This is a genomic window from Bradyrhizobium sp. USDA 327, assembly GCF_041262065.1.
GTDB classification, from domain to species: domain Bacteria; phylum Pseudomonadota; class Alphaproteobacteria; order Rhizobiales; family Xanthobacteraceae; genus Bradyrhizobium; species Bradyrhizobium liaoningense.
In genome coordinates this window covers 6,749,760-6,775,639 of sequence record NZ_JBGCCW010000001.1, presented here as the reverse complement: position 1 = coordinate 6,775,639, position 25,880 = coordinate 6,749,760, and the positions used below count along the sequence as shown (strand labels likewise).

Sequence of the window (25,880 nt, the reverse complement as noted above, 5' to 3'; positions counted from 1 at the left end):
TACTGCGCTTTCGCGCGCGGTGGTTCTGCGACAACGCGACCGGTCCGGCGGCCAAGAATGTGAAGCACATCACACGCACATTGCTGCACCTGCGCTATTGCTCCGCGCAGCCGGTGGTGGGCTGTCGAGGACTACAGCAATGACGATGCGGCGAATGATGTATTGGTGGTTCAGATTCGTGCTGTCCGGGCGGTTTTTCGACCGTTTCCTGAGCCTGCCGCGCGCGCCGCGCGCCTAGTTTTGCCCGATCAACTTGCGGAACGCCGCCGCACCGTCCTGCATCGCGTCGCGTCCCTTCCAGGCCAGATAAGTCAGCTTGCCGCCGAGAGTGTCGTGGCTGCGCAGCCGCCGCGATCCGAGAATGTGGCCCACATTGGCGGGGAAGCGGCTCACCTCGGCGGACACCAGCTTCGCGATCGCGTCCATCAATTGCTGGAGACGGACGCCCCAGTCGCAATGTTCGATGCCGTCGATGCGGACCTTGAGCGCATATTCGGTGTCGTAGATTTCGGCGAGCAGGTCGCGGGCGACCAGCACCCGGTTGTTTCGGAGCGCGATACGAAGCGCGAGGCGCTTGTCGTCGAGCCGGTCGAGGACCATGTGAACGACGCAGGCATAGGGCGTGGCGGCAATGTCCGCGGCGGCCTTGCTCGGAGCAGCCTTGGTGGCAAGCCGCACCAATTGCCAGGACGTCTTCAGACGCCGCGCCACCAGCGCCAGCGCGAAGGGCAGCGCCTCGGGATGGGCTTTCTTGAAGGCGTCGAGCTGCGCGGTGGTCTGGGCGACCTGGCCGTCGTCGAACTTCGCGATCCTCTCGGGCAGCTTCTCGTTGAACTTCGGTAGCGCATCGCCGGCGCGCAAGACATGCAGCATCTTCACGACGTCGTCGAAGGCAGTGCGCGAGGCCGTGTACTGCGCGAGCTTGGCTCGCGCCAGTTCGGTGCTCTCCGACGAGGTGAGGGTGCTCTCGAGGACCTTGACGACCTTGGTCTGGAAGGTCGACGCGATCTTCTGCACCTCCTTCGGGTCGTTCGCCGCGATCTGGTCGTTGACTGCCTTGATGTAGTCGCGCGCCATGGTCGGCAGCAGGTCGCGGCAGATCCACTCCCAGATCGGGGTGAGGGTGTTGCGCGAGATCCGCCCCAGATTGGCATGCTCTGGCGCGCCGTCGATCAGCAGCAACTGCAGCGGCGCGAAGAAATAGCGCGACGGGTTGGTGGCGCGTGCCTGGGTCGATCCGTCCTTGCGGAACTCGGCGCGCAAGCGGGACTGGATGTCGGCCGAACCCGGCATGTCGATGCCGCACAGCTCGAGCCGCTCGAGCTCGCTGAGCAGACAGCTGCGCGACAGCGGCGTCAGCCTCTGCAGGAATTCCGACAGTCGATCGATCTCGTTCATGGCACGCATCTTTCGCAGCGTGTCCCGCTGGCTTGCGGGCCCAATGCGTGGAGGCATTTGCGCGCTCAACCTCCCTAGAGAAGCAAGTCGCCGTTAATTAATCCGTAAAAGCCGGGGGACGGGCATCGGTCGGAGGCGGCCATCAAGGGAGTTTTCCGTCTGACCGCTTAAGATGTCGGCCGGAACTCAACCGCTGCACGATCGCGGGCGGCCGCACGCAAGCACAAATTGTGCCGAAGCCGCCTTTTTAGCGCAAAAGAGCCCAAATCACCGTAGTCTTACGGAGAAAAAAGTTAAGCACAGACCGGCCTCGGTTCCGCTAAACGAGTGATATGGGGTCACCGAACAATACGGCCGCTGATTCGCGGCCGTCGGAATGGGACGAAGTCGGCGCTGCGCCGGCTGAAGAGCCCGATTTCGTCCGCCTGAGCGCCGCCCGTGCCAAGGCGGCCGACGAAATGGCCGCGGCCATCGCCCGCGAGCTCAACGGCCCCCTGACTGCGCTCCTGCTCTACATGGGCGAGATCAAGCACCACAGCGATCAGCTCGTGCCTGCTACGGGCGATCGTGCCTATTTGCAGCGGGTGGTGGAGAACGCGCTGGTACAGACCGAGCGCGTTTGCGGTCTGGTCAAGCAGCTTGCCGGCCCTCACAAGGGCGGCTTGCCGATCCCGTCCAGCACCGAGGAGGCGCAATCGAAGGCCGCCCGCGCGCTGCAGCCGCAGCGCGTGCCCAGCGCCGAGCCCGTCGGTCCGTCGGGCCAGAAGCGGCTGACCAAGCGCGAGCGCGAGGTGCTGAGGCTGATCAGCGAAGGCTATTCGAACAAGCAGGGCGCGCTTCGCATGCAGATCAGCCCGCGCACTTTCGAGAGCCATCGCGCCGAGGCGATGCGCAAGCTCGGTGCGCGCAACACCGCGGATCTCGTCCGTGCGGCGCTACTGCATTCGATCGACTGAGGCGGGCGTGCTGCGTCGCCGGCAGGCGATGCGCCCGCGACATCTCTCGAGACGTTCGGAAACCCGTCCTGCTCAGAAATAATCTTCGGCGAACGGACGCGCGGGGGAGACGCGACGCAGCGGCTTGATCTCTTCCTTCGGCGCGTTCGGAATGATCGTGATGGTCCAGCGGGGAGGCACGCTCGATTCCTGCTCAAGCACCGAACGCACGAAACCGGTCACGGTGGACTCGCCGGCCTTCACTGTCGCCATCCGGCCGTTGAACTGTGCGATGCGGAAGCGACGAACCTCTTTCTGGTCTGCCGTCTCGTACTTGAACATTGGAAACCCTCCTGGTTTTCCCCGGGACTATCACCTCCTATGATTAGCCATCTATGAACATCCCAAACCGTAGAAGTACGGCGGGCTTCGCGCGGTCCGCGCCGGAGCGTCTTCGAGCGGAGTGGATACCGGTTCGCGCAAGAAAAACGCGTCAATGCGAGATGCTGCGCGATTCCCGTCCGACTTCGATCGGAAGGAAGATGGCTCTAGCTAGACCTGCGGCTCTTGCGCGCGCGCGGCGGCGTAGGCGGCATCCATCCGGTCCAGGAGAGCGCGGAATTCGGCCTCGCCGAGGCCCTCCGCGGTCTTTTCCAGCCGCAACGCCAGCGCTGCGAGCCTGACATAGCCGAACGTCCCGGCTGCGCTCTTGAGCGAATGCGCCTCGCGCGCGATCCGGGCGTGGTGCTGCGCAAGCGAGAGCGTGCGGAACAGTTGCAGGCGCGCACGGGTCTCGCTCCAGAACACATCGCGCACTTCACAGGCGGCATCCTCGCCGATCTCGCGCACCAGCGCTTCGTACGCGCGCGGCTCGCGCGCGGGCTCGGCATCAAGCGCGTTCTGCGCAGGCGCGACGGATGCGTCAAACATGGGCTTGCTTGCCTTGATCATCGTTCGTTGTCGCGCGGCACGTGGCGGCGCGAGGTACGTCCCGTGTCTACGGCATCGGAATTTCAGTTCCGGTAGCAGGATGGCCGGTGTTTGAAGACCGGCATTAGCCGGCGGTTTACCAATCGCACGCGGCGTTCAGCGTATGCCGAGCAGCCGGTCGTACTGGGCCTTCACGGTGGCGTAGCAGGCGCACGCCGTCTGGCGCAGGCCGTCGATGTCGATGATCTGGATGTGTCCGCGGCTGTAGTGGATGAAATTGGCCTGTTGCAAGGAGTGGGCGACCAGCGACACGCTGTTGCGCCGCGCCCCGATCATCCGTGCCATGGTCTCCTGGGTCAGCAGCAGCCGGGAGTCGCCCGACAGATCATGAGTGTGCAACAGGCACCGCGACAGCCGCGACTCCACCGGATGGGCGGCGTTGCAGCCGGCGGTCTGCTGCACCTGGACGTAGACCGCAAGCCCGTGACGCGTGAGCAACGTGCGCAGGGTGCTGCTCTGGTCGGCGGCGATCCGCAGCGGGTCCAGATCCACCACCGAGGCGACGCCGGGAACCAGCACAAGGGCGGTGTTCAATGCAGACGCCTCGCCCATGATCGAGAGCGTCCCGAGCAGGCTGTCGCGGCCGATCATGGCGACCTGCACATGCTCGTCCCCGGCCAGCTCCACCACCAGCGAGATGACGCCGCGGTGCGGAAAATAGGCGCGCTTGAGCGTCTCGCCGGTCTCGGCCAGCACTGCGTCATGGGGCAGATCAACCGTTCGCAGGTGCGGACGGATCAATTCATAATCGTCCGCCGACAGTGCGGACAGGAATCCGTTCGGTGGACGCGCCATCGTTGCCAAAGCTGCCTCCCCTGTTCCTGCACCGTCGAATCGCGACATGCGAAATCACGGCCCTGCGCGGTAAGTTCAATCATGTACAGGCCGGGATATATTGGCAATTGAGACAGGTTGTCCGGCCGCGGCAATCGCTTCCTGCGGCGCTTCGTGCTTGCAAAACGGCGCGCTTGCGGCAGCGACTGGAAGGAAAGCTCCGATTTCAAGCATGGAAGCAGTTCCGGGAAACAGCACGACGCGTCCATCGGATCCGTCGGCAGTGCCCGTTCGTCGCTCAGTTGTAAGTCTGGCAGATATTAGCCTAAAGGTTGTGACATGGTCCAACAATTTTCGGATGATGATGGCAAGGCTGGCCAAGCCGGGCTGCACGTTCGAACACGACCAGCTCGATCTGATGATCATCGGCATCGTCATGCCGCATTGCCTGCCAGAGCATCGTGGCGGTGGCATTGCTTGGCTGCGCGGCTAGGTTAGCGCAGCACGAGCCGCTATGGCTGCAGGGTAAGAGTTCGTTTACCTCATGCGCGGACCGCGCACGTCGCGGCAATACCGCGAAGCGCAGGTCACGAGAACACCGCCGGCTGCGGGCGGTTCGGTTCAACCTCCCGCAGGCCGTCTCCAATGCTCTTCGCGAGCAGGACTTTCCCGCGCGCCTCGTCCGGCTGTTATCGGCACGTTTACCTCGCACGCCGACTCCTCGGCGGCGTCGAGCCGGTTTTGCCGAAAAGCGCTGGGGCACGCGATCGAACCGCAAACTTCGCTTCAATATCCGTAGTAGGACGGAGGATGAAATTAACGGGACTGTGAAAGGGGATGTCTAACGATCGAGGATAGGCGTCCGTCCGTGCCAAGGGTGGCTCAGGCGTCGAGTTCAAATCCAGGTCAGTAAGGCGTAGCTCATGGATGATCTGTTGCGGGAGTTTCTGACGGAGACCAGCGAGAGCCTGGACACCGTGGACAATCAGCTGGTGAAGTTCGAGCAGGAGCCGAACAACGCCAAGATCCTGGATAACATCTTCCGCCTGGTCCACACCATCAAGGGCACCTGCGGCTTCCTCGGGCTGCCGCGGCTGGAAGCGCTGGCGCATGCCGGCGAGACGTTGATGGGCAAATTCCGTGACGGCATGCCGGTGACCGGGCAGGCGGTGACGGTGATCCTGTCCTCGATCGACCGCATCAAGGAGATCCTGGCCGGGCTGGAGGCGACCGAAGCCGAGCCTGAAGGTAACGACCGCGACCTCATCGACAAGCTGGAAGCGATGGTCGAGCAGGGCATGGCCGCCATGGCGGCCGGTTCGGCTCCCGTCGCCGAATCCCCGCCGCTGGCGCCGGAGGCGCCGGTTGCCGAGGCAAAGCCTGCACCCGCCAAGGAGCTGACCTCGGGCTCGCTGATCGAGCAGACGCTGGAGCGCCCATTGCGTCCCGGCGAGGTCTCGCTCGACGAGCTCGAGCGCGCCTTCCGCGAGACTGCGATCGAGGCGCCGGTGCCCGCGCCCGTTGCAAAGGCTGAAGCCAAGTCTGAAGCAAAGGCCGAGCCCGCCCCCGAAGCGCCTGTCGCGGAAGCCAAACCCGCCAGGGAGAAGGCCGCGCCGAAGAAGTCGATGGCCGATGAGGGCGCCGGCGAGGGAGCCAGCATCGCCAACCAGTCGATCCGCGTCAACGTGGATACGCTGGAGCACCTGATGACCATGGTCTCCGAGCTGGTCTTGACCCGCAACCAGCTGCTGGAGATCTCAAGGCGCAACGAGGACACCGAGTTCAAGGTGCCGCTGCAGCGCCTCTCCAACGTCACCGCCGAGCTGCAGGAAGGCGTCATGAAGACGCGCATGCAGCCGATCGGCAATGCCTGGCAGAAGCTGCCCCGCATCGTCCGGGATCTGTCGAGCGAGCTCGGCAAGCAGATCGAACTGGAGATGCACGGCGCCGACACCGAGCTCGACCGCCAGGTGCTCGATCTGATCAAGGACCCGCTCACCCACATGGTGCGCAACTCCGCCGATCATGGCCTCGAGACCCCCGCCGAGCGTCTGGCTGCCGGCAAGGGCGAGCAGGGCACCATTCGCCTGTCCGCCTATCACGAGGGCGGCCACATCATCATCTGCATCGCCGACAACGGCCGCGGCCTCAACACCGAGAAGATCAAGGCCAAGGCCATCTCCTCAGGTCTCGTCACCGAGGCTGAGCTGGAGAAGATGTCGGAAGCCCAGATCCACAAGTTCATCTTCGCGCCGGGCTTCTCGACCGCGGCGGCCGTCACCTCGGTGTCGGGGCGCGGCGTCGGCATGGACGTGGTGCGCACCAATATCGACCAGATCGGCGGCACCATCGACATCAAGAGCGTGGCCGGCGAGGGCTCCTCGGTCACCATCAAGATCCCGCTGACGCTCGCCATCGTCTCGGCCCTGATCGTGGAAGCCGCCGGCGACCGCTTCGCCATCCCGCAGCTCTCGGTGGTGGAATTGGTGCGGGCCCGCGCCAACTCCGAGCACCGCATCGAGCGCATCAAGGACACCGCGGTCCTCAGGCTCCGCAACAAGCTGTTGCCGCTGATCCACCTGAAGAAGCTGCTCAAGATCGACGACGGCGCGGCCTCCGACCCCGAGAACGGCTTCATCGTGGTGACCCAGGTCGGCAGCCAGACCTTCGGCATCGTGGTCGACGGCGTGTTCCACACCGAGGAGATCGTGGTCAAGCCGATGTCGACCAAGCTGCGCCACATCGACATGTTCTCCGGCAACACCATTCTGGGCGATGGCGCGGTGATCATGATCATCGATCCCAACGGCATTGCGAAGGCGCTCGGCGCCGCCGGCTCCTCGGCCCATGACATGGGCGACGACGCGGCCGGCCATCACATCGGATCGGGCGAGCAGACCACCTCGCTGCTGGTGTTCCGCGCCGGCTCGTCCCAGCCCAAGGCGGTCCCGCTCGGGCTCGTCACCCGCCTGGAAGAGCTCCCCGCAGACAAGATCGAGTTCAGCAACGGCCGCTACATGGTGCAGTACCGCGAGCAGCTGATGCCGCTGGTGGCCATGGAAGGCGTCACCATTGCCAGCCAGGGCGTCCAGCCGATCCTGGTGTTCGCCGACGACGGCCGCTCCATGGGCCTCGTCGTCGACGAGATCATCGACATCGTCGAGGAACGGCTCAACATCGAGGTCGGCGGTTCAAGTTCGGGCATTCTGGGCTCGGCCGTGATCAAGGGCCAGGCCACCGAGGTGATCGACGTCGGCCACTTCCTGCCGATGGCGTTCTCCGACTGGTTCACCCGCAAGGAGATGAAGCCGTCGATGCACTCGCAGTCGGTGCTGCTGGTCGACGACTCGGCCTTCTTCCGCAACATGCTGGCGCCGGTGCTCAAGGCCGCCGGCTACCGCGTCCGCACCGCGCCGACCGCGCAGGAGGGCCTTGCCGCGCTCCGCGCCCAGAGCTTCGACGTGGTGCTGACCGACATCGAGATGCCCGACATGAACGGGTTCGAGTTCGCGGAAGTGATCCGTTCCGACAACAATCTCGCCGCGACGCCGATCATCGGCCTGTCGGCGCTGGTGTCGCCGGCGGCGATCGAGCGCGGCCGTCAGGCCGGCTTCCACGACTACGTCGCCAAGTTCGACCGTCCCGGCCTGATCGCGGCGCTGAAGGAGCAGACCGCGGGCGCCGCCGGCGCTTCCGAGCTGAGCCGGGCCGCGGCCTAAGACAGGATCAGGAGACAAGCGATGACCAGCAAGACGCAAGTAAGCGAAGGCGCCATGGTCGAATACGTCACCGCGATGATCGGCGGCCAGCTGTTCGGCCTGCCGATCTCCCGCGTCCAGGACGTGTTCATGCCCGAGCGCGTCACCCGCGTTCCCCTGTCCTCGCGCGAGATCGCAGGGGTTCTGAACCTGCGCGGCCGCATCGTCACCGTGGTCGACATGCGCGCCCGTCTCGGCCTGCCCAAGGCCGAGGACGGCAAGGTGCCGATGGCGGTCGGCGTCGACCTGCGCGGCGAATCCTATGGCCTGCTGATCGACCAGATCGGCGAGGTGCTGCGCCTGCCCGAGGACGGCAAGGAGGAGAACCCCGTCAACCTCGACCCCCGCATGGCCAAGCTCGCAGGCGGCGTCCACCGCCTCGACGGCCAGCTCATGGTCGTCCTCGACGTCGATCGCGTCCTCGAGCTCGCACCCGAAATGATGGCGGCCTGAACCAACGAAACCATCGAAGCCGGAGAACCAAAATGAAGACGTGTTTGGTGGTCGATGATTCCAGCGTGGTGCGCAAGATCGCGCGCCGGATCCTGGAAGGTCTGGAATTCGAGGTCACCGAGGCCGAGGACGGCGCGAAGGCGCTCGAGATCTGCCAGCGGCAGCTGCCCGACGCGGTGCTGCTCGACTGGAACATGCCCGTCATGGACGGCTTCGAGTTCATGGGCCACATGCGCCGCCTGCCCGGCGGCGACCAGCCCAAGGTGGTGTTCTGCACCACCGAGAACAACGTGGCTCATATCGCGCAGGCGCTCAGCGGCGGCGCCAACGAGTACATCATGAAGCCCTTCGACAAAGACATTATCGCCGACAAGTTCGCTGAAGTTGGTTTGATCCCGGTCGGACAAGCCATGGTCTGAGTGTGTCTGGCCCGAGTGTTTGGGCCAGAGTGTTCCAGTACAGCTTCCGAGAGGCCATCCGTGACCCCGACCGAGTACGAGTATCTGCGTAAGTTCCTAAAGGATAATTCCGGTCTCGACCTGTCCGCAGACAAGCAATATCTGATCGAGAGCCGCCTGCTGCCGCTCGCCCGCAAGGCGGGGCTCTCCGGCATCGCCGAACTGGTGCAGAAGCTGCAAGCCGGCTCGCGCACGCTGATCACCGATGTGGTCGAGGCGATGACCACCAACGAGACCTTCTTCTTCCGCGACAAGGTCCCGTTCGATCATTTCCGCGACCACATCATGCCCGAGATCATCAAGGCGCGGGCCAACCGCCGCAGCGTGCGGATCTGGTGCGCCGCCGGCTCGACCGGGCAGGAGCCTTATTCGCTGGCGATGTGCCTGAAGGAGATGGGCGCGGCCCTCACCGGCTGGCGCGTCGAGATCATCGCGACCGATCTGTCGCAAGAGGTGTTGGAGAAGGCGAGGGCCGGCGTCTACAGCCAGTTCGAGGTGCAGCGCGGCCTGCCGATCCAGATGCTGGTCAAATATTTCAAGCAGACCGGCGAGACCTGGCAGATCAATCCCGAATTGCGGGCGATGATCCAGCATCGCCAGCTCAACCTGCTGCACGACTTTGCCCAGCTCGGCACCTTCGACGTCATCTTCTGTCGCAACGTGCTGATCTATTTCGACCAGGACACCAAGATCAACATCTTCAACCGGCTGGCGCGCCAGATCGAGCCGGACGGCTTCCTGGTGCTGGGCGCCGCCGAGACCGTGGTCGGACTGACCGATACGTTCAGACCGATTCCGGAGCGGCGCGGCCTCTACAAGCCGAACGATCCGCGTGCGGCAGCAGCCAAGCCGGTTCTCGCCGCAGCGGCGCCGCGCATGGCGGCGGCGATGGCGGGACAATAACATGGCCGACGATGGCAAGGGCGCGGAGCGCGTGACGTTCAGCCGCGGCTATGATGTCTGCATCATGGCCATCGACGGCACCTGGCGGCGGGACTGCAAGCTCAACGCAATCTCCGACACCGACGCCATCCTCACGGTGGAGGGCTCGATCCAGGGATTGAATCTGAAAGAGTTCTTCCTGCTGCTGTCGTCAACGGGCCTCGCCTACCGCCGCTGCGAGCTGGTCCGCGTCAACGGCGCCGAAATGGACATCCAGTTCTTGCGCGGCAAGAACAGGAAGAAGCGCGGTGCGGCCGGCGGCCACGACGCCGCGGCGTGATCTGGCCGCAGCTGCCGCCATTCCTTCCGGCACCTTGCTTCACATTTGCTGAACGCATTCGAATCAATTGGCCGCAGCAGCTTTACATCGCCTAAGCGCGAGCCGTGTATCCATTGAGGGCCTCAATCTCAGGATTCGGAAATGCCCAGAAGTTCTCTTTCCCCCGTCTCGTCAAACCTCCCCGATGTCGCCGAGCGGCGTGCGCTTCAGCTCCTGGTGGTCGACGACGACGCCACGCAGCGCCGCCTGATCGCGGTCGCCGCCAAGCAGGCCGGCCACGAAGTCACCGTGGCGCCATCCGTGACGGACGCGATCGAGAAGCTCCGCGCCGCGCGCTTTGATTGCGTGACGCTCGACCTCGTGCTGGAGGATGGCGACGGCATCGACGTGCTGCGCGAGATGGCGAGCGCGAAATTCGCGGGCTCCGTGATCGTCATCAGCGGCATGGACGGCAGCCGCCGCAGCGCCGCCCGCAGCTTTGCCCGCTCCGTCGGGATCGAGTTGCAGAGCCTGCCGAAGCCGCTCGATCTCGCGGCACTGCGCATCAGCCTCGCCAATCTCGGCAAGATCGCGATGGGCCTGCCTGCGATCCACACCTGGGGTGGTGTCGCCAACGACGCGATCGTGGAACGGCATCGCGCCTAAAGCATGATCCGGAAAAGTGCGCCGCGGCTTTCCGAAAAGATCATGCTTGAACAACAACCTAAAGCGCGGTGACGATTCATCCTGATCGCATCGCGCTTTAACGCGCTGAGCTGCCATGCAAGCGGCTGCGGCGGCTCCGCCGCGCTGATTGCGGCTCAGGCCTGATTGCCGGGTTCCGACAATTGTTGCAGGGCGTGGTCGAGCCCCGCCCGGCAGGCAATGAGAGCGGCGCCCGCCGCGGCGTAACGGGGCGTGACGTCGTCGAGCACGAAAATCTCATTGGAACCCGCGATAGCGCTCACGTGCCCCGCCGCGTCTTCCTCAGCCATGACTGCGTCGATCAGGCGCAGACTGATGTCGATGCGCACGATCAGAGAGCGAAGATCGGCTGCGATCAACTGACGGCTGTCAGTTGCAGACGTCGCGACAAGCGGGGCCGGGCCAGCGAAATTTAGCATGGATAATCTCCGTGTCCCGCAATTAGGCACCTTGCCGCTACTTGTGCGTTAAGTCCATGTCCCGTACAAATACGGGTGGGCCGAATCCGCGCCGAGCGCCATAAGGGTTGGCGCGGACGCGAGTCCTTCATGCCAACCGGATGTGGCACATGGCCGAACAAAGCTCTCGCGGTGAAATCTTCGTGGTGGACGATGACCCTGCCGTTCGCGACACCTTGTCGATGGTGTTGAAGGCGGCGGGCTATGACGTGATCTGTTTTGCGGACGGTGCAGCACTGCTCTCGGTCGCGCGAAGCCGCACACCGGCTGCGATTCTGCTCGACGTGCATATTCCCGGAAAGTCGGGTCTCGACATCCTGAAGGAGTTGCAGGGCGAGGACTATCCGGCGCCGATCTTCATGATCTCCGGTCAGGGCGACATCGCGATGGCGGTCGGCGCGATCAAGAGCGGCGCCCTCGACTTCATCGAGAAGCCGTTCCGCGGCAGCGAGATCGTCGGCCGGCTCGATGAGGCGATCGGCGCCTATGCACGCAGGCAGGCGCAGAATGCAGCGCCGAAGTTCGGCTCGCTGCATTTCCCCGGACGCGAGCCGTTGACGCGCAGGGAGCGCGAGGTGCTGGAGCAGTTCGCCTCCGGTGCATCCAACAAGGAAGCCGGCCGAACGCTCGGCATCAGCCCGCGCACGATCGAGGACCATCGCGCCAACATCATGAAGAAGCTCGGCGCGCGCAATGCCGCCGATCTGATCCGCATCGTGATGACTGCGGCCCAGCGCGCATCGTAGGGAGTTTGTAGCCCGGGTGAGCGAAGCGATACCCGGGAACGCTGCCGCAGAGTCCCGGATGTCGCTTCGCGCATCCGGGCTACGGGGCTCCCAGGCATCACCCGCTCAGCGCCCTGCGGATGATCTGCGCAAGATCCGATTTGCGATAGGGCTTTGCCAGCAGCAGAACACCCGAGTCCAGCCGGCCGTGATGGATGATCGCGTTCTCGGTATAGCCTGACGTGTAGACCACCTTGAGATCCGGGCGCGACTTCATCAACTCGTCGGCGAGCTGCCGTCCGTTCATCTTGCCGGGCATGATGACGTCGGTGAACAGAAGGTCGAACGGCTTTCCGCTGGCGACGATCGCGAGCGCCTCCGCGGCGTTCGCGGCCTGCAAGGTGACGTAACCCAGCGAATGCAGTTGCGCCAGCACGTAGTCCCGCACCAGACGGTCGTCCTCGACCACGAGGATCGTCTCGTGTCCGCCCTCGATCGTCGCCGGCGTCACGCCCTCGCCGACCGCTGTCGCCGTCTTGCCGGGCGGCAGGTACATCTTGATCGTGGTGCCGTGGCCCTCCTCGCTGTAGATCTTGATGTGACCTGCGGACTGCTTGATGAAGCCGTAGACCATCGAAAGCCCGAGTCCGGTGCCCTTGCCCGGTCCCTTCGAGGTGAAGAAGGGGTCGAACACCCTGGTCAACATGTTTGCGGGGATGCCGGAGCCGGTGTCGCTCACGGCGATCAGGACGTAGCGCCCCGGCGGCACATCGTTCGCGCTGGCATAGATCTCGTCGAGATAGGCGGCGCCAGTCTCCAGGATCAGCTTGCCTCCGCCGGGCATGGCGTCGCGAGCATTGAGCGCGAGATTGAGGATCGCGGTGGTGAGCTGGTTGGGATCGACGATCGCGACGCAATTCTCGTCCTCGAACACCGATTCGATCTGGATCTGCTCGCCCAGCGTCGGCCGCAACAGTTTCGCGGTGTCGACGATCAGCGAGTTGATGTCGATCTCGCGCGGCTGGAGCGGCTGCTTGCGCGCGAAGGCGAGCAGGTGCTGGGTCAGATCGGCGCCGCGCGCGGCGGCCTCGTCGATCATCTTGGTGATGGCCGCGAGCTGCGGCTCCTTCGCGACCGCCTCCGCGAGAATCTCGATCGTCCCGGTGATGACGGTCAGAATGTTGTTGAAGTCATGCGCCACGCCGCCGGTAAGCTGGCCGACAGCTTCCATTTTCTCGGCGTGACGGATGCGCTCCTCGGCGGCGATCTTGTCGGTGAGGTCGCGGCAGAACACGTTGAACAACAGGCCCTCGCGGCGCTTCAGGGCGGTGACGCTCAGCTCGGCCCTGAATTCCCTGCCGTCGCGGCGGCGGCACATGAGCTCGAGGCGGCGGTTCAGCGTCCTGCCGTCCTCATCCTCGAGGAAACGCCGCAGTCCCGCCCTGACCCTCTCACGCTCGCTCTCGGCGACGATCAGATCGATCGTGCTCTTGCCGAGCACCTCGTCACGGCGCCAGCCGAAGAGCTGTTCGGCCTGCGAATTCCAGCTCAGGATGCTGCTGGTCTCGTCGGTCTGGACGAAGGCGTCGAGCGAGGTCTCGACGATGTTGCGGGCGAGCCGTTCACTCTCGCGCAGCGACTCCTGCGCGAGCCGTGCTTCTGTCATGTCGCGACCGATGAAGAAAAATCGATGCGCCGGCTCGGACCAGTTACCGAGCCAGGACAGCCAGACCCCGTGGCCGTCCTTGTGGAAGCAGCGGGTGTCGGCGAGCTTTGGACGCTCGCCGCGCCGCAAGGCGCGCATCTCGGCGCGCGACTGCTCCAGATGATCGGGATGAATGAAATCGGCGCCGCTGCGGCCGATCATCTCGTCCGGCCGGTAGCCGAGAATGGCTTCGCTGCTCGGGCTGATCTGCGCGATATGGCCCCGCGCATCCATGATCATGATCAGGTCCTGCGACGTCTCGAAGATCTGTCGCCGCTCCTCGAGCTGGTGCTGCAGCGCCCGCTCGGCGCGCCGCGCCTCGGTCAGGCTGCTCGCGCTCCCGGAGACGCCGACGATCTCGCCGGATGGACCCCTGATCGGCGAGAGGCTGAGCGAGATTTCGACCGGCGTGCCGTCCTTGCGCAGGCGTACGGTCTCGAACCGTTCGATCGGCTCGCCCCGTGCGATCCGCTGCAAATAGTCCTTGCCGTGCGCGCGACGGTCGGGCGGGACGATGATCGACGTGGGCTTGCCGATCGCCTCCTCCGCCGAATAGCCATAGAGACGTTCGGCGGCCGGATTCCAGCCCGTGATGACCGCATCGAGCGTCTGCATCACGATCGCATCGTCGGATGATTCCACCGCGGCGCTGAACAGCCTCTCGCGCGCCGCGTGATGGCTTCGCGCAGCCTCGGTGCGGCGATGCTCCTCGATCTCGCGCTCGAGAGCGGCCGTTTTCGCACGCGTCTCCTCGACCATCCGGGCAAAGGCCCGCGCCAGCACGCCGGTCTCACCGCCAGCATCGACGGGAATCTCCGCTGGACGTCCGCTGCCGATGGCCTGCACCGCCGCAGTGAGGCGCCCGATCGGGCGTGTCAACGAACGCGCCAGCAGCACCGCGAGTGAGGCCGCTGCGAGCACGGCCAGCACACCGACGAGCAAGGAGGTTCTCTGGATGGCCCCTGGCACGAGGCCGAACACAGGCGCCGGAATCGTCTCGATGATTGCGACCCATTCCTGGCCCGCGAGCAGCGCCGGCGCGATGGCCGCGCCGCTCGGCCGGCCGGATCCATCCGGTATGAGCCGCGTGGATACTTCAAGCGTGCCGGCCAAGGCGGCGAAATATGGAAAGTCCTTGCGCCAGTCGTTGGCACGGTCGTGCAATGCGCCGAATTCCCGCGTGCGATCGGGATGGATGAGATAATCGCCGCGCGAATTCACGACGTAGATCTCCCCTCCCGAGGTCACGGTGGAGCGGACGCGCTCGAGTGCCGGACGCATGTCGACATTGGCGACGATAAGGCCGAACGGCTTGCCGTCGGATGCAAACAAAGGCATCGCGACCCGCAAAGTCGGAGCGTGAGCGGCCGTGGTTCCCCCGTGGCGGGTCGCGAGATCGATGGGGGACACGTAAATCTCGCCGGGCCCGAGCCGCATGGTTTCCTTGAAGTAGGTTCGGTCGCCCTTCCGCTCCAGTTCGCCGTCCGGGGCGATCCGTGCCGTTCCGCCCGGTCCGGAGCGGTCGACGCGGACCAGTTCGCGCTGGTCGTTGTCGACACCGATGATCCGGAACTGCCCATAGATGGGCTTGGCGTCGATCTCGGCCGCGAGCCGCGTTGCGATACGCTCGCGCCAGGTTTGCTCCGAGACGCCATCGATGGGGTCGGTTCCTCCACCGGTGTGAGCCCGGATGAGGCCATTGATTGCCGCTGCGGCGCGGTAGCCGACCATATCGCCGCGCACGCCGGCAACGTAGGATTCGAGATTGGTCGCGAGCAGGCGTGACTGGGCTTCAACCCGCTCCAGGACCCGTGGAATGACGGCCTGCGTGGTGTTGCGATAGCCCAGCCATCCGACTGCGGCCACGGTCACCGCCACCAGCAGGATCATCCCGATGGCCAGCCGCGTTGCCAGCGTCGTTGCCAGTCTCATGGGGGGTTTCGCCGGGCTTGCCGTATCGCGCCTGTTCCGGCCCGGAGCAGAGGAGGTGTCCTGGTCATCTGCAGCCATCGCCGGCGACCGTCACGTGATGACCAGCCCGTTCCAGCAGCCGGATGGTGATCTGTACGGCCGGATCGTCCCCCACGATCAGGATGTTGGCCACGCCTGCAATCCTCCGGGTCGGTGGGGAAACCCCCGGCGACCAGAATCAAAGCCATCAAAAACATGAAATTGTTGCGCGGATTGTCGTCTGCCGGCAAGCACTTCGGAGCCCCTCCGGCCTGAGGTCCGCCGATTTATTGCGCCACACCGTCCGTATGCCCGCCCGGGTGCATAGCAGAGGTTCGCCTTCAGCCCGCCCAGCGCCTTGCCGGGTATGGAGGGCCTGTGAGAAGAGCAGGGCGAATCCTTCGGACGGACAAGGAATAAAATGACCAACAAGAAGAAGTCGCCCGACCAGCTTCGCAGCGCGCGCTGGTTCGCGCCCGACGATCTGCGCTCGTTCGGCCACCGCTCCCGCGCCATGCAGATGGGCTATGCCCCCGAGGAGTGGAAGGATCGCCCGATCATCGCGATCCTCAACACCTGGTCGGACGCGCAGCCCTGTCACATGCACTTCAAGTCGCGTGTCGACGACGCCAAGCGCGGTATCCTGATGGCTGGCGGCCTGCCGCTGGAGCTGCCGGCGCTGTCGCTGTCGGAATCGCTGCTGAAGCCGACCACCATGCTCTACCGCAACCTGCTGGCGATGGACGCCGAGGAATTGCTGCGCAGCCATCCCGTCGACGGTGTGGTGCTGATGGGCGGTTGCGACAAGACCACGCCGGCGCTGCTGCTGGGCGCCACCTCGATGAACATCCCGGCGATCTATTTGCCGGCAGGTCCCATGCTGCGCGGCAACTGGAAGGGCAAGACGCTCGGCTCGGGCTCGGACGGCTGGAAATATTGGGACGAGCGCCGCGCCGGCAAGATCTCCGACAAGGACTGGCTCGACATCGAAGCCGGCATCGCCCGCAGCTACGGCACTTGCATGACCATGGGCACGGCCTCGACCATGACCGCGATTGCCGAGGCGATCGGCATGACGCTGCCCGGCGCGTCCTCGATTCCCGCCGCGGATGCCAATCACATCCGCATGGCCTCCGAATGCGGACGCCGCATCGTCGAGATGGTGTGGGAGGACCTGACGCCGAAGCTGATCCAGACCCGCAAAGCCTTCGAGAACGCGATCGCGGTCGCCATGGCGATGGGCTGCTCCACCAATGCGATCATCCACCTCATCGCTCAGGCCCGCCGCGCCGGCCAGGACATTGGCCTGGACGATTTCGAGACCGCGAGCCGCAAGGTGCCCGTCATCGCCAATGTCCGTCCAAGCGGCGATACCTATCTGATGGAGGACTTCTTCTATGCCGGCGGCCTGCCGGCGCTGATGAGTCAGATCAAGCCGCATCTGCATCTCGACTGCATCACCGTCACCGGCAAGACGCTGGGCGAGAACATCGAGGGTGCCGAGGTCCACAATGCCGACGTGATCCGCTCCATCGACAATCCCATCTACAAGGAAGGCGCGCTCGCCGTGCTCAAGGGCAATCTCGCGCCCGACGGCTGCGTCATCAAGCCGAGCGCCTGCGCGCCGCGCTTCCTCAAGCACACCGGGCCTGCGCTGGTGTTCGACGACTATCCCTCGATGAAGAAGGCGGTCGACGATCCCAACCTTGATGTCACCGAGGATCACATCCTGATCCTGCGCAATGCGGGGCCGCAAGGCGGGCCGGGCATGCCGGAATGGGGCATGCTGCCGATTCCGACCAAGCTCGTGAAGCAGGGCGTGCGCGACATGGTGCGTATCTCGGATGCGCGGATGAGCGGCACCAGCTATGGTGCCTGCATCCTGCACGTTTCGCCGGAATCCTATATTGGCGGTCCGCTGGCGCTGGTACGGAACGGCGACCGCATCACGCTCGACGTCGCCGCGCGCACGATCAATCTCGACGTCCCCGAGGCCGAACTCGACAAGCGCCGCGCCGCCTGGAAGCAGCCCGAGCCCCGCTTCGAGCGCGGCTATGGCTGGATGTTCACCAGGCACATCAAGCAGGCCAATGACGGCTGCGACTTCGATTTCCTCGAGACCGATTTCGGCGCGCCGATCGGCGAGCCGTCGATTTACTGACACCTGTCATTCCGGGGCGCCGCAAAGCGGCGAGCCCGGAATCCATTGTGCGGCAGTACGTGCGGCTCGATGGATTCCGGGTTCGCGCCAAGTGGCGCGCCCCGGAATGACGAACTAACGAGAGAGCTCAGCCGATGTCCAAACTTTCAGAAGCCACCCGCAACAAGCTCAGATCCGTTTCCACCGCCACGGTCGCCACCGCCTTGTTCAAGCGCGGCCTGCGCATCCAGATGATCCAGGATGTGCATCCCCTAAATCCGGATCAGCCGACCATGGTTGGCGAAGCCTTCACGCTGCGCTACATGCCGGCGCGCGAGGATCTCAACACGATCGACGTCTTCAAGGACCGTTCGCATCCGCAGCGCAAGGCCGTGGAAGATTGCCCGCCGGGCGCTGTGCTGGTGATGGACAGCCGCAAGGACGCGCGCGCGGCATCGGCAGGCGCGATCCTGGTGACGCGATTGATGAAACGCGGTGTCGCCGGCGTCGTCACCGACGGCGGTTTTCGCGATTCCGCTGAAATTGCAAAACTCGGCTTTCCGGCCTTCCACCATCGCCCCTCGGCGCCGACCAACCTCACGCTGCACCAGGCGATCGAGATCAACGTCCCGATCGGCTGCGGTGATGCCCCGGTGTTTCCCGGCGACGTCATCCTGGGCGATGCCGACGGCGTCATCGTGATCCCGGCGCATCTCGCGGACGAGATCGCGAGCGAAACCTTCGAAATGACCGCGTTCGAGGACTTCGTCACCGAGGAAGTCGGCAAGGGCCGCGGCATCCTCGGTCTCTATCCCGCCACGGACCCGCAGACGCTCACCGATTTTGCGGAATGGCGGAAGAAGAACGGGAGGTAATGCGGCCCGGAGAATGCACGACATTCTCCGATGTCGTCCCGGACAAGCGAAGCGCAGATCCGGGACCCATAGCCCCAGGGCGTGGTTTGGCGATGACCAGCAGTAACAGTTCTTCGCCGGTACTGCTCTCGCACTCCCTCGATAAATCACGCGGTATGGGTCCCTGCTTTCGCAGGGACGACAGCCGTGGGTGTCGCTACACCCCCGCCTCCGCCATTCCCACCGCCCACAGTGCGAAGGCATAGACGATCGCGACCTCATCAAGCCGGTCGAATCGTCCCGACGCGCCGCCGTGGCCGGCGCCCATGTTGGTGCGGAGCAGGACCGGGCCGCCGCCCGTCATGGTGGCGCGCAGGCGCGCGATCCATTTGGCGGGCTCCCAATAGGTCACGCGCGGGTCGGTCAAGCCGCCCATCGCCAGGATCGCCGGATAGTCCTTCGCCGCGACGTTGTCGTAAGGCGAGTAGGACAGGATGGTGCGAAAATCCGTCTCGCTCTCGATCGGGTTGCCCCATTCCGGCCATTCCGGCGGCGTCAGCGGCAGCGTGTCGTCAAGCATGGTGTTGAGCACGTCGACGAACGGCACTTCGGCGACGATGCCGGCGAACAATTCGCCGGCGCGATTGGCGACCGCGCCCATCAGCATGCCGCCGGCCGAGCCGCCATGGCCGACGATGCGCTTTGCGCCGGTGTATTTTGCATCGATCAGCGCCCGGGCGCTCGCGGCGAAATCGTCGAACGAATTCGTTTTCTTCTCGCGCTTGCCGTCGAGATACCAGCCCCAGCCCTTGTCGGCGCCGCCGCGGATATGGGCGATGGCGTAAACGAAGCCGCGATCGACCAGCGACAGGCGGTTGGCGTTGAACGAGGCCGGCATCGCCATGCCATAGGAGCCGTAGCCGTAGAGCAGCAGCGGCGCCGAGCCGTCCAGCTTCAGCCCGCCGCGATGCAGGATCGAGACCGGCACCTCGGCGCCGTCATGCGCCTTCGCCATGATGCGCGTGGTGACGTAATTGGCGGCATCGTGGCCGGACGGAATCTCCTGGCGCTTGCGCAGGGTGCGCGTGCGCTTCGCCATGTCGTAGTCGTAGACTTCCGACGGCGTTGTCATCGAGGAATAGGCAAAGCGCAGAGTCGTCGTCTCGAACTCGTAGGAGCCCATCGTATCGAGCGAATAGGCGGCCTCGTCGAAGGCGATGGCGTGCTCCTCGTTCGAGGCGAGATCGCGGATCACGATCAACGGCAGCGCGTTGGCGCGCTCGAGCCGGACCAGATGGCCGGCATAGAGATCGAGGTCGATGATGTAGATGCCCGGGCGATACGGGATCAGGTCGCGCCAGTTCTTGCGCTCGGGCTGGCCAAGCGGCGCGGTGACGATCTTGAAGTCGATGGCGTCGTCGGCATTGGTGAGAATGAAGAGCTCGTCGCCGCGGTCGGCGAGTGAATATTGCACGCCCTCCTCGCGCGCCGCGACCAGGCGCGGCGGCGCCTCGGGATTGGCGAGATCGATCAGCCGCTGCTCCGACGTCTCGTGGTCGCCGCCGGCGATCACGCAGAAGCGGCCGCTGGTGCTCTCATGCAGATGGGTGAACCAGCCGGCATCCTGCTCTTCATAGACGAGCGTGTCGTCCGCCTGCTTGGTGCCGAGCTTGTGTCGCCACACCTGCATCGGACGGTGATTGTCGTCGAGCTTCACATAGAAGAAGCTCTTGCAGTCCGCGGCCCAGACCACGCCGCCATCGGTCTCCTCGACGAGGTCGTCGAGATCAGCCCCGGTCGCCCAGTCGCGCACGCGGACGGAAAAATACTCGGAGCCCTTGGTGTCCGCGCTCCAGGCCTGCAGCTTGTGATCGTGGGAGTGCCGGCTGCCGCCGAACTTGAAATATTTATGGTCCCTGGCGAGCGCGTCGCCGTCGAGCACGATCTGGCCCTCGCCGCCATCGCGCGGCATGCGGCCGAACAGCTCGTGCTGCCCGCCCTCGCGAAACCGGCGGAAATAGGCGAAGGGACCGTCGGGCGACGGCACGCTCGAATCGTCCTCCTTGATCCGCCCGCGCATCTCGCGCACCAGCGTCTTCTGCAGGCTAGCTGTGTGGCCGAGCAGGCTCTCGGTGTAGGCGTTCTCTTCGTCCAGATATTTGCGGATATCGGGGCCGAGCACCGCAGGGTTACGCAGCACCTCCTGCCATTTCTCGTCCTTCAGCCAGGCATAGTCGTCGGTCACTGTGATGCCGTGCCGCGTGAAGGAATGCGGCCGGCGCGGCGCGACGGGCGGCTGGAAAGGCGTCTTGGCTGAAGGCGTCTTGGCTTGTGTCACTCGATCCTCGTTGCGTTTCACCGGAACCTCACTCGTCATGCGCGGGCTTGGCCCGCGCATCCATCAGAGAAATTTCGTGAGCGATGGATTGCCGGGGCAAGCCCGGTAATGACGGCGATAGGGCGGCAGTTCGCGCATCATATGGCGACGAGGGCTCGAATTGCCAGCGCCGGTGCGTCGAGCCTGCCGGGTTGTTGACCGGCCCCTTGTATGCTTTAGGGACGATATCCCCGCCGCCGGTCCAGCCAGATGCTGTTCAATTCCTATCCATTCATCCTGCTGTTCCTGCCGGTTGTGCTGGCCGGCTATTTCCGGCTCGGCCGGCGCAGCAATCTCGCCCCGGTGATCTGGCTGGCGCTGGCCTCGCTGGCCTTCTACGCCATCGGCAGCTGGCAGTTCGTGGCCCTGTTGCTGGTATCGATTGCGTTCAACTACGGCGTCGGCCATCTCCTCATCGTGGCGGAGCTCACCCCGTCACGGCGCCGGGCAGCGCTCGTTTTTGGCGTCGTCGGCGATCTCCTCGTGCTCGGCATCTTCAAATATGCCGGCTTTGCTGCTGAGAACATCAACGCGCTGCTCGGCACGCATGTTGCGGTTCACATCCTGCTGCCGGTCGGCATCTCCTTCTACACCTTCACCCAGATCGCGTTCCTGGTCGATGCCTATCGCGGGCAGGTCGCGGCCTATGCGCTGCCGCATTACACGCTGTTCGTGACCTATTTCCCGCATCTGATTGCGGGACCGATCCTCCACCACAAGGACATGATCCCGCAGTTCGAGCGAGAGGAATCGAAGCACCCGGACGCGCATCTGATCCTGTGCGGAATCATCATCTTCGCCATCGGCCTGTTCAAGAAGACCTGCCTTGCCGACGGCATCCAGCCGCTGGTCGCGCTCGCCTTCGAGGCGCGCTCGCCGAGCTTCGACCAGGCCTGGCTTGGCGCGCTCGCCTACACCTTCCAGCTCTATTTCGACTTCTCCGGCTATTCCGACATGGCGATCGGCATCTCGCTGATGTTCGGCATCTTCCTGCCGGTCAATTTCAACTCGCCCTACAAGGCGGCCAGCATTGTCGAGTTCTGGCGGCGCTGGCACATGACGCTGTCGCAGTTCCTGCGCGACTATCTCTACATCCCGCTCGGCGGCAACCGCAGAGGTCGCGTGCTGCGCTATGCGAACCTGATGATCACGATGCTGCTCGGCGGGCTCTGGCACGGCGCGGCCTGGACGTTCGTGGTGTGGGGCATGCTGCACGGCGCCTATCTCTGTCTCAACCATGCCTTCAACGCGCTGGTGCCGGATATCCCGTCGTCGCTGGCGCGCCCGGCCCGCATCGTCGGAGCGGTTCTGACGTTTCTTGCCGTCGTCGTCGCCTGGGTGTTCTTCCGCGCCGAGAGCGTCGCATGGGCGCTACGGCTCCTCCGCGCCATGGCCGATCCCGCCGACATCGTCCTTGGCCGCGAGGAGATTGCGGCGCTGGTGCTGGTGTCGGTCTACGCGGCGCTGGTGTGGCTGACCCCGAACACCCAGGCGATCATGGGCTACGATCACGGCAACCGCAGGGTCGGCGAGGCCTTGCTGGCAGGGCGGATGCGACCGTTGTTCCTCTATGGCGCATCGCTGGTGCTCGCGTTCGGCATTTTGGGCATCCAGAGCCACAGCGAATTCATCTATTTCCGGTTCTGATGCGCGCACCGTTTGCCAATGTGAGACGTCTTCTCCTCGCGAGCGTCGTGTGCGCGCTGGCCGCGGCTGCGCTGACCTTCGTCGTCGATCCCCTGCAACTGTTTCGCCCTTCGCGTCTCATGGCGGCCTTCTATTCCGACGACACCCGCGTGCAGAATGCCGGGCTGATCCGCAGCCAGTCGTTCGACACCGCCTTCATGGGCACATCGCTCGCGATCCATTTCCGTCAGAGCGAGATCGATCGCGCGCTCGGCGTCCATTCGCTCAAGCTGGCGATGACCGGCTCCAACTCGCGCCAGCAGGCCTTCGTGCTGGCGCAGGCGATCGATCGCGGCGCAGGACGGGTGATCTGGGAGATGGACGACTTCATCTTCGTCGATGCCGCCGACATCGAGGCAGATCCCTATCTCTCCGTCGACCTCTATCGCGGAATGGCCAGAGGCATCGCGTCCTATCTGTTCAGCGCGGCGATGGCGAAGGAATCGCTGTTCGCGCTGGCGCGGTCGATGCCGCCGCTGCGGCAGCCGCTGACCCGGGCGGCGCCGTTTCTCCCGGTCAAGTTCGCGCTGTCCGACGTCGATGACATCTACGCGCTGCCGCGGGATTTCGATGTCGCGCGCGGCTACAACGCGACCAGGACGCTTGCCGCCTTCGCCTACATCACCGATCCCCTTCGCAGCCGCTTCCTCGGCGAGGGCTATGGTTACGACGCGATGGTCCGGCATTTCGAGCACGACGCCGTCGGCCTGATCACGCGACATCCCGACGTGACCTTCGACATCTACTTCCCGCCCTATTCGATCCTGCAATTCGTCGCCATGCGCGATGCCTCGCCCGAGACGCTCAAGATCGTCACCGAACTGACGGCGCATGTCGCGCGCCGCCTGACGCAGTTTCCCAACGTGCGCCTGCATGATTTCCGCGCGATCAAGGCGGTCACGCACGATCTCAACAATTACAGCGACGTCATCCACCATTCGCCGGTGGTCGATGCGAAGGTGCTGAAGTGGCTGGCGAGTGGGGAATACCGGGTCGATCCGAAGGCGCCGCTCGCATCGTTGAATGAGCTCAAGGCTCAGGTTGAGGCTTATCGAGTGCCGAAGTGACTGCCGCAAATTCACCTGTCGTCCCTGCGAACGCAGGGACCCATAACCCCAGGAAGGAGTTTGGCGAAGACACGGAGCGAAAAGGCCTTTGGTACTGGCTCCGCGCCCTATCGCGATATCGCGCGGTATGGGTCCCTGCGTTCGCAGGGACGACGGCGGAGTGTTTGGCTCCGCCTACGCCGCCACCTCTTCGCCGAGATACGCGACCGCCGCCTCCAGCCCGCCCTTGCCATGCGGGATCTTCAGCGCGTTCAGGCCGATCTCGATCACCCCGAGCGTGCCGAGCAGCATCGGCGCATTCACATGGCCCATATGGGCGATGCGGAAGGCCTGTCCCGAGAGGTCGCCGATGCCGGTGCCGAGCACGACGCCGCACTTTTCCTTGCAATAGCGTTGCAGCACCGCGGGATCGTGGCCGTTGTTCATGGTCACGGTGGTCACGGTGTTGGACCGCTCGCTCGCTTCGGCCACGTTGAAGCCGAGCACCTGGCCTTCCGACCAGACGGCGACCGCACGGCGCGCGGCTTCGGCGAGCAGGCTATGGCGGCGGAAGGCGTTCTCCAGCCCTTCCTCACGCAACAGGTCGATCGCCTGGCGCAGCGCGAACAACAGATGCACCGGCGCGGTGCCGGCGTATTTGCGATAATTCTCGGTGCCTTCGCGCTCGCTCCAGCTCCAATAGGGCGTCGACATGTTGGCCTTCTTGTGCACCTCGAGCGCGCGCGCATTGGCGGCGACGAAGCCAAGGCCGGGCGGCGTCATCAGGCCCTTCTGCGAGCCGGACATCGCGACGTCGATGCCCCATTTGTCCATCTCGAACGGCATGCAGCCGAGCGAGGCGACGGTGTCGACCATGTACAGCGCGGGATGACCGCTCGCCTTGATCGCCTTGCCGATCGCCTCGATGTCGTTCTGTACGCCCGAGGCGGTGTCGACCTGGACCACGACGACCGCCTTGATCGTGTGCTCCTTGTCGCGGCGCAGGCGCTCCTCGACCTCGTGCGGCCGCACCGCGCGGCGCCAGTCGCCCTTGAGCACCTCGACCTCGGCGCCCATCAGCGCCGCCGCATTGCCCCAGCCGATCGCAAAGCGCCCACTCTCCAGCACCAGCACCTTGTCGCCGCGCGACAGCACGTTGCTCAGTGCCGCTTCCCAGGCGCCGTGACCGTTGGCGATGTAGATGTAGGACTTGCCCTTGGTCGCAAACAGCTTCGAGATGTCGCTGAGCAGGCTCTCGGTCAGATCGAGCATCTCCTTGGAGTAGATGTCGATCGCCGGACGATGCATCGCCCGCAGCACCTCGTCGGGCATCGTGGTGGGCCCGGGGATGGCCAGAAATTCCCGGCCCGCGCGAACGGTCATTGCTGTTGGTCCTTGTTGCTTGAGAACAGGCTGATAGGTCGCTGATTCATGCTTTTACGCGCCGCCGGGTCTCGAGAAAAGCACGTAAAATGCAGGGCTGGGTTATCGCTTCGTCTCCCGGCAACCGGCCGCTTCGGCCTCCTCGACGGAGCAGAACCAGCGAGTGCCCTTGCTGATCTTCATCTTGATCTGGGTGTACCAGCGGCTGGTCGGCTGGTGATAGATGCACTCGCCGGCGCTGTTCACATTGCCCTTGATGGTGCAGTCCGGCGAGGGGGCGACCGGCCCCGAGGCCGAGGCGAGCAGCACCGCATGCGCGCCGTCGGGCGGCTTGGTGGCGCCGAGGATAGCCGTCTTCTTGTTGCGCACACGCCAGTCCCAGGGCGCGATGAAGGCGCCCTGCCACATCCCGACCTTGGCCTCGCGCGCGGCCTTCTCATCCGCCTCATAGTCGTGGGACATGCGGGTGTAGGCCAGTGCCCAGCCGTTGCGCACCAGCCATTTCTGGATGTCCTCGCCGCCGACCTCGCAGCGCGCCACGGTGCGGCCGCGCCGGTCGATCGACCTCGTGTGGCAGGCCCAGCTTTTGCCGTCGGCGTATTTGGCAAGCTCGTCGCGGGCGGCAACGCCGCAGGTCCAGCGCTCGGTCTTGGTGTTGAGGCAGAGCTGGTCGACCGCGGGCGCGTCGATGCCGCCAAGCCGGATCCGCGTGTTCCCGATCACGACGGCATCGCCCGCTCGTACTTTTGCGATGCCGGTGATGTCGGCAGCCTGGGCGAGCGACGGGGCGAACAGTGACAGCGCAATCAGGATCTTTCGCAACATGCCGGTCCGCGTGTGAGGAAAGTCTCGATAGAGCCCGCGATTGTGGTCGGCTTTTGGCC

At 64.8% G+C, this 25,880-nt stretch carries 22 protein-coding genes and 1 pseudogene; 13 read left to right on the top strand and 10 right to left on the bottom strand.

Annotated features, from left to right (window positions below; translation table 11 throughout):
* Positions 1 to 234 precede the first annotated feature (234 nt).
* Positions 235 to 1,398, bottom strand: a complete 1,164-nt coding sequence (locus ABIA42_RS32035; RefSeq protein ID WP_271527793.1) for a hypothetical protein — start codon at positions 1,396 to 1,398, stop codon at positions 235 to 237.
* 332 nt (positions 1,399 to 1,730) lie between these two features.
* On the opposite strand from ABIA42_RS32035, the gene ABIA42_RS32030 reads away from it, so the two are divergent.
* Positions 1,731 to 2,354, top strand: coding sequence for a LuxR C-terminal-related transcriptional regulator (locus ABIA42_RS32030; protein WP_370117645.1), 624 nt, complete (start codon positions 1,731 to 1,733; stop codon positions 2,352 to 2,354).
* A 72-nt stretch (positions 2,355 to 2,426) separates the two neighbouring features.
* On the opposite strand, the gene ABIA42_RS32025 is transcribed toward ABIA42_RS32030, so the two are convergent.
* The 3 genes from ABIA42_RS32025 to ABIA42_RS32015 form a co-directional block, all read right to left on the bottom strand.
* Positions 2,427 to 2,675, bottom strand: coding sequence for a hypothetical protein (locus tag ABIA42_RS32025; RefSeq protein ID WP_271527791.1), 249 nt, complete (start codon positions 2,673 to 2,675; stop codon positions 2,427 to 2,429).
* A 210-nt stretch (positions 2,676 to 2,885) separates the two neighbouring features.
* Positions 2,886 to 3,263 (bottom strand): Hpt domain-containing protein, encoded by a 378-nt coding sequence (locus ABIA42_RS32020; protein WP_271527790.1) that lies wholly within the window; start codon positions 3,261 to 3,263, stop codon positions 2,886 to 2,888.
* 156 nt (positions 3,264 to 3,419) lie between these two features.
* Positions 3,420 to 4,118: a Crp/Fnr family transcriptional regulator gene (locus ABIA42_RS32015; protein WP_370123825.1), complete on the bottom strand. Its 699-nt coding sequence runs from the start codon at positions 4,116 to 4,118 to the stop codon at positions 3,420 to 3,422.
* 211 nt (positions 4,119 to 4,329) lie between these two features.
* Here ABIA42_RS32015 and ABIA42_RS32010 point away from each other — a divergent pair, with 211 nt between their 5' ends.
* The 7 genes from ABIA42_RS32010 (at position 4,330) to ABIA42_RS31980 (ending at position 10,633) form a co-directional block, all read left to right on the top strand.
* Entirely contained in the window at positions 4,330 to 4,590 is a 261-nt protein-coding gene (locus tag ABIA42_RS32010) for a hypothetical protein (protein ID WP_370117649.1), read from the top strand.
* Positions 4,591 to 5,020: 430 nt separating this feature from the next.
* Entirely contained in the window at positions 5,021 to 7,816 is a 2,796-nt protein-coding gene (locus ABIA42_RS32005; protein ID WP_370115684.1) for a chemotaxis protein CheW, read from the top strand.
* 21 nt (positions 7,817 to 7,837) lie between these two features.
* On the top strand, positions 7,838 to 8,308 hold the full coding sequence (locus ABIA42_RS32000) for a chemotaxis protein CheW (protein WP_271526910.1): 471 nt from the start codon (positions 7,838 to 7,840) through the stop codon (positions 8,306 to 8,308).
* Positions 8,309 to 8,340: 32 nt separating this feature from the next.
* Positions 8,341 to 8,727, top strand: coding sequence for a response regulator (locus tag ABIA42_RS31995; RefSeq protein ID WP_028181013.1), 387 nt, complete (start codon positions 8,341 to 8,343; stop codon positions 8,725 to 8,727).
* 60 nt (positions 8,728 to 8,787) lie between these two features.
* On the top strand, positions 8,788 to 9,669 hold the full coding sequence (locus tag ABIA42_RS31990; protein WP_271527639.1) for a protein-glutamate O-methyltransferase CheR: 882 nt from the start codon (positions 8,788 to 8,790) through the stop codon (positions 9,667 to 9,669).
* Between the two features lies 1 nt (position 9,670).
* Positions 9,671 to 9,988: a hypothetical protein gene (locus ABIA42_RS31985; RefSeq protein WP_028181011.1), complete on the top strand. Its 318-nt coding sequence runs from the start codon at positions 9,671 to 9,673 to the stop codon at positions 9,986 to 9,988.
* A 141-nt stretch (positions 9,989 to 10,129) separates the two neighbouring features.
* Positions 10,130 to 10,633: a response regulator gene (locus tag ABIA42_RS31980; protein WP_271527640.1), complete on the top strand. Its 504-nt coding sequence runs from the start codon at positions 10,130 to 10,132 to the stop codon at positions 10,631 to 10,633.
* Between the two features lie 155 nt (positions 10,634 to 10,788).
* On the opposite strand, the gene ABIA42_RS31975 is transcribed toward ABIA42_RS31980, so the two are convergent.
* The gene (locus ABIA42_RS31975) at positions 10,789 to 11,091 is read right to left on the bottom strand and encodes a hypothetical protein (RefSeq protein WP_271527641.1); all 303 of its coding nucleotides are present in this window, start codon (positions 11,089 to 11,091) and stop codon (positions 10,789 to 10,791) included.
* Between the two features lie 149 nt (positions 11,092 to 11,240).
* Between ABIA42_RS31975 and ABIA42_RS31970 the strand changes: the two genes are divergently transcribed.
* Positions 11,241 to 11,876, top strand: a complete 636-nt coding sequence (locus ABIA42_RS31970) for a response regulator transcription factor (protein WP_028181008.1) — start codon at positions 11,241 to 11,243, stop codon at positions 11,874 to 11,876.
* Between the two features lie 97 nt (positions 11,877 to 11,973).
* Here ABIA42_RS31970 and ABIA42_RS31965 read toward each other — a convergent pair whose 3' ends face one another.
* Complete coding sequence (locus tag ABIA42_RS31965) at positions 11,974 to 15,492, bottom strand: PAS domain S-box protein (RefSeq protein ID WP_370117656.1); 3,519 nt, start codon at positions 15,490 to 15,492, stop codon at positions 11,974 to 11,976.
* 73 nt (positions 15,493 to 15,565) lie between these two features.
* A pseudogene (locus ABIA42_RS31960) lies at positions 15,566 to 15,664 on the bottom strand (response regulator); the annotation flags it as partial.
* 267 nt (positions 15,665 to 15,931) lie between these two features.
* On the opposite strand from ABIA42_RS31960, the gene araD reads away from it, so the two are divergent.
* Together araD and ABIA42_RS31950 are read left to right on the top strand one after the other, a co-directional pair.
* On the top strand, positions 15,932 to 17,671 hold the full coding sequence (araD, locus tag ABIA42_RS31955; RefSeq protein ID WP_370117659.1) for an L-arabinonate dehydratase: 1,740 nt from the start codon (positions 15,932 to 15,934) through the stop codon (positions 17,669 to 17,671).
* A 134-nt stretch (positions 17,672 to 17,805) separates the two neighbouring features.
* Complete coding sequence (locus ABIA42_RS31950; protein WP_370117662.1) at positions 17,806 to 18,525, top strand: ribonuclease activity regulator RraA; 720 nt, start codon at positions 17,806 to 17,808, stop codon at positions 18,523 to 18,525.
* A gap of 196 nt (positions 18,526 to 18,721) precedes the next feature.
* Here the strand turns inward: ABIA42_RS31950 and ABIA42_RS31945 are convergent, their stop codons facing one another.
* Complete coding sequence (locus ABIA42_RS31945) at positions 18,722 to 20,842, bottom strand: S9 family peptidase (RefSeq protein WP_370117665.1); 2,121 nt, start codon at positions 20,840 to 20,842, stop codon at positions 18,722 to 18,724.
* Positions 20,843 to 21,091: 249 nt separating this feature from the next.
* Between ABIA42_RS31945 and ABIA42_RS31940 the strand changes: the two genes are divergently transcribed.
* A complete protein-coding gene (locus tag ABIA42_RS31940) occupies positions 21,092 to 22,528 on the top strand; it encodes an MBOAT family protein (protein WP_370117667.1) in 1,437 nt (478 codons plus the stop codon).
* Positions 22,528 to 23,634 carry a hypothetical protein gene (locus ABIA42_RS31935; RefSeq protein ID WP_370117670.1) on the top strand — a complete coding sequence of 369 codons (1,107 nt, stop codon included), beginning with the start codon at positions 22,528 to 22,530 and terminating at the stop codon, positions 23,632 to 23,634. Before ABIA42_RS31940 ends, ABIA42_RS31935 begins: the two co-directional genes overlap by 1 nt.
* Positions 23,635 to 23,808: 174 nt before the next feature.
* On the opposite strand, the gene ABIA42_RS31930 is transcribed toward ABIA42_RS31935, so the two are convergent.
* Both ABIA42_RS31930 and ABIA42_RS31925 read right to left on the bottom strand, forming a co-directional pair.
* Positions 23,809 to 24,996 (bottom strand): alanine--glyoxylate aminotransferase family protein, encoded by a 1,188-nt coding sequence (locus ABIA42_RS31930; protein ID WP_370117673.1) that lies wholly within the window; start codon positions 24,994 to 24,996, stop codon positions 23,809 to 23,811.
* Positions 24,997 to 25,098: 102 nt separating this feature from the next.
* Positions 25,099 to 25,821: a thermonuclease family protein gene (locus ABIA42_RS31925; RefSeq protein ID WP_370117676.1), complete on the bottom strand. Its 723-nt coding sequence runs from the start codon at positions 25,819 to 25,821 to the stop codon at positions 25,099 to 25,101.
* Positions 25,822 to 25,880 lie beyond the last annotated feature (59 nt).

Bases quoted from the DNA above. Each gene is read 5' to 3' on its own strand.
- ABIA42_RS32035 (WP_271527793.1), bottom strand. From the start codon at position 1,398: ATGAACGAGATCGATCGACTGTCGGAATTCCTGCAGAGGCTGACGCCG.
- ABIA42_RS32030 (WP_370117645.1), top strand. From the start codon at position 1,731: ATGGGGTCACCGAACAATACGGCCGCTGATTCGCGGCCGTCGGAATGG.
- ABIA42_RS32025 (WP_271527791.1), bottom strand. From the start codon at position 2,675: ATGTTCAAGTACGAGACGGCAGACCAGAAAGAGGTTCGTCGCTTCCGC.
- ABIA42_RS32020 (WP_271527790.1), bottom strand. From the start codon at position 3,263: ATGTTTGACGCATCCGTCGCGCCTGCGCAGAACGCGCTTGATGCCGAG.
- ABIA42_RS32015 (WP_370123825.1), bottom strand. From the start codon at position 4,118: ATGGCGCGTCCACCGAACGGATTCCTGTCCGCACTGTCGGCGGACGAT.
- ABIA42_RS32010 (WP_370117649.1), top strand. From the start codon at position 4,330: ATGGAAGCAGTTCCGGGAAACAGCACGACGCGTCCATCGGATCCGTCG.
- ABIA42_RS32005 (WP_370115684.1), top strand. From the start codon at position 5,021: ATGGATGATCTGTTGCGGGAGTTTCTGACGGAGACCAGCGAGAGCCTG.
- ABIA42_RS32000 (WP_271526910.1), top strand. From the start codon at position 7,838: ATGACCAGCAAGACGCAAGTAAGCGAAGGCGCCATGGTCGAATACGTC.
- ABIA42_RS31995 (WP_028181013.1), top strand. From the start codon at position 8,341: ATGAAGACGTGTTTGGTGGTCGATGATTCCAGCGTGGTGCGCAAGATC.
- ABIA42_RS31985 (WP_028181011.1), top strand. From the start codon at position 9,671: ATGGCCGACGATGGCAAGGGCGCGGAGCGCGTGACGTTCAGCCGCGGC.
- ABIA42_RS31980 (WP_271527640.1), top strand. From the start codon at position 10,130: ATGCCCAGAAGTTCTCTTTCCCCCGTCTCGTCAAACCTCCCCGATGTC.
- ABIA42_RS31975 (WP_271527641.1), bottom strand. From the start codon at position 11,091: ATGCTAAATTTCGCTGGCCCGGCCCCGCTTGTCGCGACGTCTGCAACT.
- ABIA42_RS31970 (WP_028181008.1), top strand. From the start codon at position 11,241: ATGGCCGAACAAAGCTCTCGCGGTGAAATCTTCGTGGTGGACGATGAC.
- ABIA42_RS31965 (WP_370117656.1), bottom strand. From the start codon at position 15,492: ATGAGACTGGCAACGACGCTGGCAACGCGGCTGGCCATCGGGATGATC.
- araD (WP_370117659.1), top strand. From the start codon at position 15,932: ATGACCAACAAGAAGAAGTCGCCCGACCAGCTTCGCAGCGCGCGCTGG.
- ABIA42_RS31950 (WP_370117662.1), top strand. From the start codon at position 17,806: ATGTCCAAACTTTCAGAAGCCACCCGCAACAAGCTCAGATCCGTTTCC.
- ABIA42_RS31940 (WP_370117667.1), top strand. From the start codon at position 21,092: ATGCTGTTCAATTCCTATCCATTCATCCTGCTGTTCCTGCCGGTTGTG.
- ABIA42_RS31935 (WP_370117670.1), top strand. From the start codon at position 22,528: ATGCGCGCACCGTTTGCCAATGTGAGACGTCTTCTCCTCGCGAGCGTC.
- ABIA42_RS31930 (WP_370117673.1), bottom strand. From the start codon at position 24,996: ATGACCGTTCGCGCGGGCCGGGAATTTCTGGCCATCCCCGGGCCCACC.
- ABIA42_RS31925 (WP_370117676.1), bottom strand. From the start codon at position 25,821: ATGTTGCGAAAGATCCTGATTGCGCTGTCACTGTTCGCCCCGTCGCTC.